Here is a 10,901-nt window from a genome sequence, read left to right on the forward strand (position 1 = left end):
AATTTAAAATTACAAAATATTATGATATGACACAGTTTAAATTACAGTCTCGACTGCCTAGTATATTGTCGCAGTAAGCTAATCTTTTCTTATGCAGCTCTACGCTGAAGTTTACTTTTGTGCGCAAGGCGTCAAACACTTTCTGAATGGTCCCAGACCCTTCGTTCTTAACGCTGTTTTCGATTTTAGAGATTTTTGAGCTTTCTGCACCTCAACAAATTCTCCTAATTGTTCTTGAGTTAAGTTTTGTTCTTGTGTTGATCATGCGATTACGCCGTGAATGGGATTCATTTCGTTCGCTCCGCTGCCAAATAACATAATCCTTCCTTTCTTTGCCATCTGATAAAACTCGCTCATATCCTGTGGGACGAACAATACAATAATCTAATCCCGAGTTTTTAAGGGCTGAAACAAATTTCGCTTTTGCTTTGCAGATTTTAAGATGGGTTAATTTATCACCATTGAGAATAGAAATGTAAATAAATCTTTTAACGCCATTTCGTATGGCTTCTTCAAGTAAATTGATATTTACCTGATAATCCACATCCATATAGGTCAGGCCGTCTTTTTGTTGAGTTATACCGATCGTTGAGATAACAACATCAATATTTTACAGCAATTTTCAGTAGATTTTATATTGGCAAATAATTGATTATAAATTCTTTGCCAATACAGAACTTATGTTATTTCAGAAAATGCCTTACATTAAAATTGATATTTGCAATTATTGCCACAGTGCTGCTTCCTGCGTTTTTAGACGGCTGACTTGGGCTTATGATACGCAGAGCGATTCTTGATAAATTCCTCTACTGATACTTCAATAATTTTATTATCCTTCATGATAACAAGCGGACTGTTCTTTTGTTTTTTAAACTCCAATAGTCTTTGAAAGGCTATTTCAAGCCCGCGAACTATTTTGTTTTTTTCTTCTATAATTTCAGGACTCGTCATATTAAAGAATTAATTTAAATTTTTCTTTGTTGATAATTATAATTGGTTTACCTTTTTCTTTAAGTGCAATTTCGATATAAAGTTAGTAATAACTTCGCCGTTGAAACAGCAAAGTTACCATGCGCTATCCATCAAAGGGTTCTACGGGTTTTATGCCTGCGTTTACGGGTTTAGTAACCTTATTAATTGCCAATGGTATTGGTAGATTTGGCTACCCGCCTCTTATTCCGGCGCTTATCAACCACCGGTGGTTCTCTGTTAGTCAGGCCGATTATCTCGGAGCGGCTAATTTAACCGGATATATTGCCGGTTCAATGCTGGCGACCTATTTTAATAGATTTATTCCCTCTGTCACTTTAATCAGGATTGCATTGGCACTACTCATCCTCACGTTTGCCCTATGTGCGATCCCTCTTGATTTTAAAATTTATTTCCTATTGAGATTTGTCGCTGGCGCCACAGGAGGCATTCTCATGATAACGACTGCACCGACCATATTTAAACACACAGTTTCCAAAAGCAAAGGACTTATAAGTGGAATTATTTTTTCCGGAGTAGGTATTGGAATAGCTTTAGCTGGAACAATTATCCCGGTTCTCGTTCGACGGAGCATTACGATAACATGGCTCACATTCGCCGGCACGTCTCTATTACTAATAGCTATCGTATGGAGAGGCTGGCCTGCAGGCAGCAATGAAAAACATCTGCCACCCAACCTCGAAAAGCATCCAAGTCATCGCGGCCACTTATTTCCGCGCGCGGCCCTATTTTTACTTATTTCTTATGTGTGTGCGGCCGTTGGTTTTGCACCACACACGATATTCTGGGTAGATTTCATTAGCCGGGGTTTAGGCAAAGGCATTCAAACAGGAACTAAATTTTGGGTGCTGCTTGGATTGGCGGCAGCGATTGGGCCGATTATTGCCGGATTTATGGCAGATAAAATAGGATTTAAGAAAAGTATAAGTATAAGTTTACTGGTAATGGCGACAGGGGTCTGCCTTCCCGTTTTCTGCACAGCCAACTGGAGCCTGGGCTTATCGAGTGTGTTTTTGGGAAGCCAGGCCTTAGGCTTAGTTTCTTTGACCGCAGGTCGTAGCGTAGAACTGGTAAGATCTGAATATCAAAAAAAATTGTGGAGCTGGATGACAATTGGATTTTCTTTAGTTTATGCTGGTATGGCTTATCTGTCAACGTACTTGTTTTCTGTTTTTCATTCTTACCAAATGCTGTTTGCCATTGGCACCATTGCATTGGTTTTTGGTGCAATGTTGAGTTTTATCGATACTGATAAAAAACTCAAATAAGACAGGAGTAAATTACACGCATAACTATAGCCAGTGTAGTTTCTTTATGGTGGGAACGAGTAGTAAACGCACCACCGTTTCGTCATATTATTTGATGAAACGCCTGCTTTTATAATTTTGGCGCCTACCTGTAAATTTTAATGCACTATTGCGTGTAGAATAATGCATTAAAATTTTTAAATGCCAATCTATCTTGGGACAAAGCTGGCTTTTTGTTTTAAAGCGGCTAAGGCATCTCCTGCAGTCCATACCGCCGCACCTAATAATACAAAATCTTTTAAAAGAAATTGGCCTGGCATCGGCGAGATAAAGGGAAAAGAAAATCCCGTTTGGATAATACCGGGCGTAGAAAGTAAAAAAGTAAGTGTAAGAATAAACATTACAATTGCACCGAGACTGCCCCAAAAAGAAACTTTTGGATTAATAGACTTTAAGCAAATTAATATCCCTAATGCAATTTCAATCCCGCCCAATATATTGGAAAAACCCCGCACACCAAATGCCGGATAAGTCCAAGAGAAGAAGGGGCTGTTCACCACAAGGCCTTTGATTCCCATGGCTTCATAAGCGGTAAATTTCAAAAATCCTATCCAGATTAATACGAGAGCAAGACCAAATCGGATAATTTTTGCACCGATGTTCTCAAATTTTATTCCGAGTTGCAGATCTGCAATACCATTTGCGTTGTTCATAAATGTAAGTTTTAAATATGAGTATTTTGTTACTTAGTATTTAAATGTAGCAAAACCTTACAATTTTTTTTCTATCCGCGAATAGAAACGGAAAACGGTATTTATTTAAATGTTTTTCGATTTTTCATCGATAGTTTTCTGCAATTTTTCTTTATAATCCTTATCTAATTGTATTTCTTTATCGACGGGTTTGACAAAGATATCAAACGCTACTTTATCGATAATTTTACTTTGACGTTGGTATATCCTGCATACTTCACAACCGGCAAGATGAATGGTTAATTCTAAATTTTCTTTCAATGATAGAGCCGCAGTTTTTTTCTTCTCAATCATAAAAGTTGCCTTTTCACAATTGGTAGCTATTTTCCTTTCTTTACTCATGGCTTAATTTTTTTATAACCAATGCTTTTGCAAACATGCTCTTAGGCTTACTTTAGCACGATGAATGATCACCCAATAATTGGCTGGGGTTACATCTAATTGATTGCAGATTTCTTTTGTATTTTCCTCTTCCATAAATTTTAGTTTAAAAACTAAAATCCATAGCGCAGGTAATTTTTTCAGGCATTGCTCCAGAACCCGATTAAATTCTTGATTCTCCAACACATTTTTCTCTTGTGCATAAAATTCTTGCGGTCTCAAATCAACTTTCCAATGACCATCTTCCTGATTAAAATATTGAGGATAGGCTTCGCAAAGTGTCAAATGTTTTAAAGCCGAGGTCTTTGCTCTGTAGATGTCAAAAATTTTGTTTTTTATGATGGACGTGAGCCAAGTCCTTTCTGAACTTCGGCCTTCAAACTTATCCACTTTTTCTAAAGCCGCTAGAAAGGTTTCCTGCACAAGATCTTTTGCCTGCTCTTTATCATCCAGCCGACGTAGGGCATAGGCATACAGATAGTCGGCATATTTTTCTGCCCACTTATGAGGATTGATGACATTTAATTGATTATCAGTCATATTGTTTTCCCTGTTATACTAAGTATTTAATTTTTAGTATTGTAGATTGTGTTAGTGAAATAGCGCATTAATTCTGAACTTTTCAAAATGGGCAATCTCTCTTGCCCGGGTGGCTATTACTTGGATTGTTCCATTCGTATCTTCACTCCAAAAATATGCAACAAAAAAATAACGCAACCATTATTTATTTATAAGACCCCTTTTTTCTCATTATAAATAACGGTGTATTATGAATTTGATTGCTGGTATCTCTGGTTAAAGACACGTGCCATTACTTTTAGTCGTATGAATGGCCAAACCCTTACATAATTTATAAAAAGAAGCTAAAACCAACTCACCACGACCTACGGACGGAAGTGAGGCGACAACACCAATGAAAGAATATAACTAAAGAATCGTATCTGTTGGCTTATCAGTAAAGCAAACGAAATATTTGCCAGGCGAGATATTTTCGTGCCCGTAACAGAAGAACGTCACCCAGCATGTAAGAACCTTTTCGGGGGACATTTGTGGAGAATAATTTAAATAGAAATTCTTCGCTATGGTAAGATTCAAAAGTACTGCTGTTGAGATAATTGCAGCAGTTTCGATAGTGCTATAAATAAGGATTTGGAATTTGAAAATCATATCCTGGGCATACATACAAAAGTGGATTGTATAACGAAAGGTAAATTGCTTCCTATCTTTTATCGAAAATTTATTAACCTCTTAATTAAACTTTGGACCAAAACTTGCGGTCTTAGGTTAAACACGGTGTTTGAGTGATTTGAGTGGTAAATAATAATTCTTACTTTTAAACATTTATGAAATGAAAAACAATAAACTTTATATTGCAATACTAGCGATAGCATCATTCGCTTTTATGGGGTCGGTTTCTGCACAAGGCAGGGGTAGGGGGCAAAACTGGCATCAAGACAAGCATGAGTATAAAGAACATGGAAATGGACATGCATATGGACATGATAAACATGGGCGTGATAATTATATCGTAGATTATAGACATGATGATCGTTATGAACATGATAATCGTTACAGACATTATAGTCACGCCCATGGAGACGACTATTACGCACCAAGAAGGCATGGACGCCAAGATTGGGCAATAGCGCACGGTTACAATTATAGAAGACATGTTTATTTTCCCGATTATCATGTTTTTTATGATGCAAGGAGAAGGGGATACGTATATAGAAATAGAGGGCAATGGTTATTCTCAGTTGCTGTTCCATCTATAATTGCCGGAGTAGATCTTGATAATGCAAGGATAGAATATATGAATAACGTGCCGCTGGATGCTTATCCGCAATCTTATTATGATTACTACAACAATCCTCCATCAGGTGTGAGATTGAATTTACAAGTTCGACTGTAAGATTTGGTCTCACTGTATAGAAAAATAAAGACTCAGCAGATAATTGCTGAGTCTTTATTTTTATTAGTGAAAAAAAGATTTTTGGGTATTCAAATTGTAAGATTAAAGCCTCCACTCACTCAGATTTAAAAATGAGTTCTGTACCTTGATCCAGAGAAAAATTCGACATGCCTTATTGATGGTAAATTTCCAGGTATTTGCTTTAGGTTTAAGATGGAAGCTCTACATGAATAATAATCTAGGCCGTCAAACTGCAAAGTATTATATTCTTAAGCAACGTGGTTGTCAATGACAGCCGTAGGAGCATTTTTTTTAACAGATGCGATTCCATTGTCTCGACCTGGTTCAGATGTATACATTTGACTGCTGCCAATGATTTGACCATTGGTTGCTTTTAAATTAAAAAAGAACTTTCCATTGGATGCCGTCTTTTTCTCAAATTTGCTATCGTCCTGTGAATTCTTTTTTACGGATTCAATACCGTTATTGCAGCTGGCCATAGTTGTATAGCCTTCACTTGTAAGAATTACTTCTCCATTCCCAGCTTGCAAGTTGAATTGAAATTCTCCGTTTACTCTTTTAGAAATTACAAATTTTGACATAGATTAATTTTTTAGATTTATGAAAAATGTATTTGTAAGGTACAGAAAGATTTTCTTCTTTTAACAACCTAATCAGAATTTGACGGAGAATTATTTTTAAATTGTTGCCATATCAATTACGAAAGGATACTTAACATCGCTGTTCAAAAGTAAGTGTACGACCAAGCACGTATATAGTGGAGACAAGGGGGAATTAGTTTTGCTCAAAATACTATGATGGAACAAATGCAGACTACGCCAGCGATAGCAATGTTGACTTATTGCGTAGTAAGCCAGAAGCGCGAAGTGTAAAAGATTTTTATTTGCAAAATAATTTGGATGAAGGCAAATATTATTATTGGCACAAAAAAATACTAGATAATACGAAGCAGAGAAAAGCCGGCTGAAACTATCTACTGTAAATCATTATAGCGTTTCTCGGCTGTCAAAAATAGTGAACAAACTTGGTAATCGAACTGTTCCCTTGCAGACGGTTCAGAATGGTATAAATTGGGTTGGTAAATTAAAAATACCGCCTCAGTATTGACTTTGGAGCGGTTCGTATTGCTTCGTATTGTCATTTAGCGGTGAGAAAGGGATCAGATAAAGTTTTTTATGTAGTTAAGTTACAGTGACATGAGTTAATCTATTATAATATGTATCTTGATTTTTTTTGTGACTTTGCTTAAAAGCAAACGTAATGAATACGAAACTCACATTGACAATAGAGCAGTCCGTTATTGAGAGGGCTAAAAAATATGCAGGGAAAAGAGAAAGAAGCCTATCTAATTTGATTGAAAATTACCTGAAGGCCTTGACGAATGGGTCGGCAAATAACGACGACGATGTGACGCCCATTGTAAAATGATTAAAAGGCACCTTTAAGCTCCCTAGGGATTTTGATTATAAAAAGGAGCTTACAAACCGCCTATCAGAAAAGTATCTATAATGCATATTTTAATTGACACCGATGTAATTCTCGATTTCTTTTTCGACCGGAAACCATTTTCGGACGATGCCTCAAAAGTGCTTAGCCTGTGTGAAAAAGGAGAAATCCTGGGTTTTGTAACACCAGTAATGATTAGTAATATTTATTACCTTTTGAGGAAAACAGCCAAACACGAAAAGGTCATTGCTAACTTAAAAAGTTATTAAATATTGTCAGCATTTCAATGATAAATAAGCAAACTGTTTTGGAGGCTCTAAACTCTAATTTTAAATATTTTGAAGATGCACTGCAGAACTTTTCCGCTAAAAATGAGAAAGGAATAGAAATAATAGTAACCAGGAATATTAAGGATTATAAAGCAAGTGAATTATCCGTAATGACTCCTAATATTCCTTTACTCCCGTTTAGCAATATGCCCTACTATCTCGTGACCCGGAACGATTTGGTATCTTGCCGGTCATCATTCACTGCGCATCTGGTGGATATCTGAATGACAAACACCACTGTATAAACTGTATAAGATATCCATCAACATGCCATTTTCGCCTACTTCGCGCCGTTCAAAATCCAAAGGTTTTAATGAATTTTAGCGAATCTGATGGGCTGCCTGCCCCATATCCTTACGTTGCAATCATTGTAATTGTTTTTAGTAATTGCTATAATAATTTTCCTAATTCCACATGCACAAAATCCATCAACTTTTTGATATGAGCAGGGGATAGGTCAAATTGTAAACCTGCTGCCTCAAATAGTTCAGGTAAGGTTTTAGTTCCGCCTAGGCTCAAAGCTTTCATGTAGTTCTCCAAAGCTTGCTGAGGATTTTGCTGATATTGCATCCACATACCAATGGCACCCAACTGCGCAATACCATATTCGATATAATAAAAAGGTACTTCAAATAGATGTAATTGACGTTGCCAGGCAATTTCTCTAAATTTTTCCAAGCCTTCAAAATTTACAGTATTGGTGGAGAAATCATTCAATATTTTCATCCAGTTCTCCGTTCTTTCTGCTAAAGTATGGTTTGGATTCTCATATACCCAGTGTTGAAATTTATCAATAATGGCAATCCAGGGGAAGATGGTAATGACTCTTTCCAATTGATGAATCTTGGCGCGTTTTAGTTCTTCCTCATTATCAAAAAATACATCCCAATGATTCATGCTAAATAGTTCCATGGACATACTTGCTACTTCTGCAATTTCCATTGGATATTCTTTAAATGCGCTCAATTGCAATGGATGTGCTAAAAAAGAATGAATAGCATGTCCGCCTTCGTGAACCATGGTTGTCACGTCGCTCATTTGACCGGCAGCATTCATAAAGATGAATGGAGCACCACTTTCGGCCAAAGGGCAGTTATAGCCACCTGGTGCTTTTCCTTTGCGGCTATCCAAATCAAAATGATGCAGCTCTTGCATTTTCTTTAAACAGTCGGCAAAAAACGGATTCAAAGCATTAAAGCACTTTTCGGTTTTTTGCACCAAGTCTTTTCCGTCAATAAAAGGGCGCAACGGTTCTACTCCTTCAACTTCTGCCTCGGTATCCCAAGGTCTGTAATCATCCAGACCTAATTTTGTCTTTTTGTATAAATTGATTTTTTCCACTAAAGGAAGCACGTGTAATTTTACTGCTTCGTGAAATTGAAAACAATCTTCTTTGGTATAATCGAAGCGACCCAGTTCTTCGAATTTATAATCGCGATAATTACTGAAGCCTGCATTTTTTGCCACTTGCTGACGTTTCTGAATTAACTCCGTGTACAAACTATTCATCGCGTCTTTATCTTGCAAACGCCTTTGCTGAACTTTAAAATAAACTTCTTCGCGTAATTTTCTATCCGGGTTTTCAAAGAATTTGGCCGCTTGTTGTAAAGTATATTCTTCTCCATTTACTTCAATAGACATTTTACCAGCAATAACGCCATACTGTTGTTGTAATACACTTAACTCCGCCTGAATTGGAATATTTGCTTCTCGAAAAAGTTCTATACTTTTCTTCACGCTGCGTAGATAAGTAGCAAATTTTTGTTGGTCCAATTCCTTTAGATAAACAGAGTTGACCAACTTTTTATTCAAGGCGTCGGCATAGGGTTGCAGTTTAGGTTGGATTTCCATACAGAAAAAAGTAAACGCTTCTTCCAAGGATTTGTCGGTAGTATCGCAGGTCATTTTTATCTGACGCCAGCAAGCGTCTTCACTTACCACGGCTTCCATTTCACTCATATCAAGCAACCAGCTTTCTAAATCTGCTTTTGAATGAATTGCTCTATCTAAAAGATTTTTGAAATAAGGTTCCAACGCTTCCCAAGTAGTGATTTTAAAATCATTTGGTACGAATTTCCTAGGCAGTTTTTTTATATCGGCCGTATATGACATATTAAATTTTGATTTATAAACGATAAATGATGAGCATACATTGTACAAAAATAAAAATAAAAGAGCGCAACCAAAGCACTTTTAACATGTCTTTGGTCGCGCTATAATATGGTAGCAATGACCTAGGTCTATTCTGCTTCTTTCTTTTTCTTCGGGGCTGCTTTTTTCTTGGGCTTTTCTTCTTCTGCTTTTTCAGTTTTTGGCTCCGATTTTTTGGCCGATTTTTTTGCGGGTGCCTTTTCTTCTTCCGCTTTTTCAACTTTCGTTTCGGCGGTTTCGGGTTCTACCTTATTTAATTCAAAATCAATTTTATTAGCTTCTAGAATGCCGTACCAACGCACCATCTTCTTCATATCGCTGGAATAAACACGATCGAAATCCATATCGGGATATACCTTTTCAAAATACTTTTTTACTTCGGCATTATTTTTATAATCAGGGAGCTTTTCACTACTTTTTTTCATCGCGCCTAAAATATCCACCAGGTTTACATTTTCACGGACGGTATATATTTCGATACTTTCCAAATGTGAAAACTGATGACTGCGAGAAGAAGCAAACTTAGTGCTGTTGTCTTCCAAAGAACGCACAATTGCACCATCGGCTTTATTGCCTACTAATTCAAATAAACCGCTCATTCCGGTTACGGAAATTATTTTGTTGTATTCCATCTAAAAATTTATTTTGAGGTTGCGAATGTAAGTGATAATTTGATAATTTGGAAATTTTAAGCCATTAATGCGTGCTGGAAGAGGGGAAAGAAATGCGAATATTGGTTGAATCGATTTAGTAAGTTGCTCTTTTTGATTTTTAGTGGTTATTTTTGGCAGTGCTAATGATTATCCTTTTTTGTAAAATGCTTTTAAACATTGGGGATAAGAAGTAAATAGATGAATAATGATGGATCTGATAATCCATTTATTAAAAGAAGGCAAGTATAGAACAAACAAATTTTGATATTGACGGGCTCACCCTTTTCGGTTATAGTTTTAAGGTATTGCCGGCGAGGGTCTATTTTTAATCAAATATTATTTCTATTTAAAAAATCATACAATAAAAATTCACTACATATATTCCTATGTTTTCTCCTGAACAAACTAAACTATATACACAGCAGTCACAGCAGTTTTTAAAAGACGCGCGTCCTTTGCAACCAATAGATGCAGGGCTTTTTAGAGAATTGTTGCGTTTTCACGAATATCGTTACTATGTGTTGGACAATCCTTTGGTTACCGATACAGAGTATGATGTATTATATAAGAAATTGGAACATTTTGAAGCGGAATATCCCGAGTTGATTACGCCGGATTCGCCGACACAACGCGTAGGAAAAAGTTTGACCAATCAATTTGCGACAACCGCACATTTGGTGCCCATGTTGTCTTTAGAGAACTCCTATAATGCGGAAGATTTGAAAGATTGGGATAGGAAAGCGCGGGAAGCAGCGGCTTTAGACGTTGTGGAATATTGTGTGGAACCCAAATTTGATGGTGCCAGTATTTCTTTGTTATACGAAAAAGATCTTCTGGTACGTGCCGTTACGCGCGGCGATGGTATTTCGGGGGAAAACATTACCACCAATATTAAACAAATCCGTTCGATTCCCTTGCATGCGCCATTCTCCAAGTACGGTATGGAACAAGTTGAGATTCGGGGCGAGGTTTTGATGTCCAAAAAATCTTTTAAGAAATTCAATGACAGGCAGGCTGAA

General features: G+C 36.8%; 13 protein-coding genes. 6 read left to right on the plus strand and 7 right to left on the minus strand.

The window, feature by feature from the left end:
- Positions 1 to 211: 211 nt before the first annotated feature.
- Positions 212 to 550: an NAD(P)H-binding protein gene (locus ACQR30_RS07430; protein ID WP_429733476.1), complete on the minus strand. Its 339-nt coding sequence runs from the start codon at positions 548 to 550 to the stop codon at positions 212 to 214.
- A 520-nt stretch (positions 551 to 1,070) separates the two neighbouring features.
- Here ACQR30_RS07430 and ACQR30_RS07435 point away from each other — a divergent pair.
- Entirely contained in the window at positions 1,071 to 2,258 is a 1,188-nt protein-coding gene (locus ACQR30_RS07435; RefSeq protein ID WP_429733479.1) for a YbfB/YjiJ family MFS transporter, read from the plus strand.
- 188 nt (positions 2,259 to 2,446) lie between these two features.
- On the opposite strand, the gene ACQR30_RS07440 is transcribed toward ACQR30_RS07435, so the two are convergent.
- The 3 genes from ACQR30_RS07440 to ACQR30_RS07450 all read right to left on the minus strand — a co-directional run bounded on the left by ACQR30_RS07440 (position 2,447) and on the right by ACQR30_RS07450 (position 3,910).
- On the minus strand, positions 2,447 to 2,950 hold the full coding sequence (locus ACQR30_RS07440; protein ID WP_429733481.1) for a YkgB family protein: 504 nt from the start codon (positions 2,948 to 2,950) through the stop codon (positions 2,447 to 2,449).
- Positions 2,951 to 3,055: 105 nt separating this feature from the next.
- A complete protein-coding gene (locus ACQR30_RS07445; protein WP_429733484.1) occupies positions 3,056 to 3,331 on the minus strand; it encodes a hypothetical protein in 276 nt (91 codons plus the stop codon).
- Between the two features lie 12 nt (positions 3,332 to 3,343).
- Positions 3,344 to 3,910, minus strand: coding sequence for a sigma-70 family RNA polymerase sigma factor (locus ACQR30_RS07450; RefSeq protein WP_429733486.1), 567 nt, complete (start codon positions 3,908 to 3,910; stop codon positions 3,344 to 3,346).
- An 862-nt stretch (positions 3,911 to 4,772) separates the two neighbouring features.
- Between ACQR30_RS07450 and ACQR30_RS07455 the strand changes: the two genes are divergently transcribed.
- Complete coding sequence (locus tag ACQR30_RS07455) at positions 4,773 to 5,282, plus strand: hypothetical protein (RefSeq protein WP_429733488.1); 510 nt, start codon at positions 4,773 to 4,775, stop codon at positions 5,280 to 5,282.
- 269 nt (positions 5,283 to 5,551) lie between these two features.
- Here ACQR30_RS07455 and ACQR30_RS07460 read toward each other — a convergent pair whose 3' ends face one another.
- Positions 5,552 to 5,884 (minus strand): YegP family protein, encoded by a 333-nt coding sequence (locus ACQR30_RS07460; RefSeq protein WP_429733491.1) that lies wholly within the window; start codon positions 5,882 to 5,884, stop codon positions 5,552 to 5,554.
- A 679-nt stretch (positions 5,885 to 6,563) separates the two neighbouring features.
- Between ACQR30_RS07460 and ACQR30_RS07465 the strand changes: the two genes are divergently transcribed.
- The 3 genes from ACQR30_RS07465 to ACQR30_RS07475 all read left to right on the plus strand — a co-directional run bounded on the left by ACQR30_RS07465 (position 6,564) and on the right by ACQR30_RS07475 (position 7,302).
- On the plus strand, positions 6,564 to 6,731 hold the full coding sequence (locus ACQR30_RS07465) for a DUF6364 family protein (protein ID WP_429733493.1): 168 nt from the start codon (positions 6,564 to 6,566) through the stop codon (positions 6,729 to 6,731).
- A gap of 80 nt (positions 6,732 to 6,811) precedes the next feature.
- A complete protein-coding gene (locus ACQR30_RS07470) occupies positions 6,812 to 7,018 on the plus strand; it encodes a type II toxin-antitoxin system VapC family toxin (protein WP_429733496.1) in 207 nt (68 codons plus the stop codon).
- A gap of 17 nt (positions 7,019 to 7,035) precedes the next feature.
- Positions 7,036 to 7,302: a hypothetical protein gene (locus tag ACQR30_RS07475; protein ID WP_429733499.1), complete on the plus strand. Its 267-nt coding sequence runs from the start codon at positions 7,036 to 7,038 to the stop codon at positions 7,300 to 7,302.
- Between the two features lie 166 nt (positions 7,303 to 7,468).
- Here ACQR30_RS07475 and ACQR30_RS07480 read toward each other — a convergent pair whose 3' ends face one another.
- On the minus strand, positions 7,469 to 9,190 hold the full coding sequence (locus ACQR30_RS07480; RefSeq protein WP_429733502.1) for a M3 family oligoendopeptidase: 1,722 nt from the start codon (positions 9,188 to 9,190) through the stop codon (positions 7,469 to 7,471).
- A 128-nt stretch (positions 9,191 to 9,318) separates the two neighbouring features.
- Positions 9,319 to 9,861, minus strand: coding sequence for a DUF5606 domain-containing protein (locus tag ACQR30_RS07485; RefSeq protein WP_429733504.1), 543 nt, complete (start codon positions 9,859 to 9,861; stop codon positions 9,319 to 9,321).
- Between the two features lie 407 nt (positions 9,862 to 10,268).
- On the opposite strand from ACQR30_RS07485, the gene ACQR30_RS07490 reads away from it, so the two are divergent.
- On the plus strand, positions 10,269 to 10,901 hold a 633-nt coding region (locus ACQR30_RS07490), incomplete at its 3' end, for a DNA ligase LigA-related protein (protein ID WP_429733507.1).

It is taken from the genome of Arachidicoccus sp., assembly GCF_050436765.1.
GTDB lineage: Bacteria > Bacteroidota > Bacteroidia > Chitinophagales > Chitinophagaceae > Arachidicoccus.

Coding starts and splice junctions, on each gene's coding strand:
- ACQR30_RS07430 (WP_429733476.1), bottom strand. CDS start 550: ATGGATGTGGATTATCAGGTAAATATCAATTTACTTGAAGAAGCCATA.
- ACQR30_RS07435 (WP_429733479.1), top strand. CDS start 1,071: ATGCGCTATCCATCAAAGGGTTCTACGGGTTTTATGCCTGCGTTTACG.
- ACQR30_RS07440 (WP_429733481.1), bottom strand. CDS start 2,950: ATGAACAACGCAAATGGTATTGCAGATCTGCAACTCGGAATAAAATTT.
- ACQR30_RS07445 (WP_429733484.1), bottom strand. CDS start 3,331: ATGAGTAAAGAAAGGAAAATAGCTACCAATTGTGAAAAGGCAACTTTT.
- ACQR30_RS07450 (WP_429733486.1), bottom strand. CDS start 3,910: ATGACTGATAATCAATTAAATGTCATCAATCCTCATAAGTGGGCAGAA.
- ACQR30_RS07455 (WP_429733488.1), top strand. CDS start 4,773: ATGGGGTCGGTTTCTGCACAAGGCAGGGGTAGGGGGCAAAACTGGCAT.
- ACQR30_RS07460 (WP_429733491.1), bottom strand. CDS start 5,884: ATGTCAAAATTTGTAATTTCTAAAAGAGTAAACGGAGAATTTCAATTC.
- ACQR30_RS07465 (WP_429733493.1), top strand. CDS start 6,564: ATGAATACGAAACTCACATTGACAATAGAGCAGTCCGTTATTGAGAGG.
- ACQR30_RS07470 (WP_429733496.1), top strand. CDS start 6,812: ATGCATATTTTAATTGACACCGATGTAATTCTCGATTTCTTTTTCGAC.
- ACQR30_RS07475 (WP_429733499.1), top strand. CDS start 7,036: ATGATAAATAAGCAAACTGTTTTGGAGGCTCTAAACTCTAATTTTAAA.
- ACQR30_RS07480 (WP_429733502.1), bottom strand. CDS start 9,190: ATGTCATATACGGCCGATATAAAAAAACTGCCTAGGAAATTCGTACCA.
- ACQR30_RS07485 (WP_429733504.1), bottom strand. CDS start 9,861: ATGGAATACAACAAAATAATTTCCGTAACCGGAATGAGCGGTTTATTT.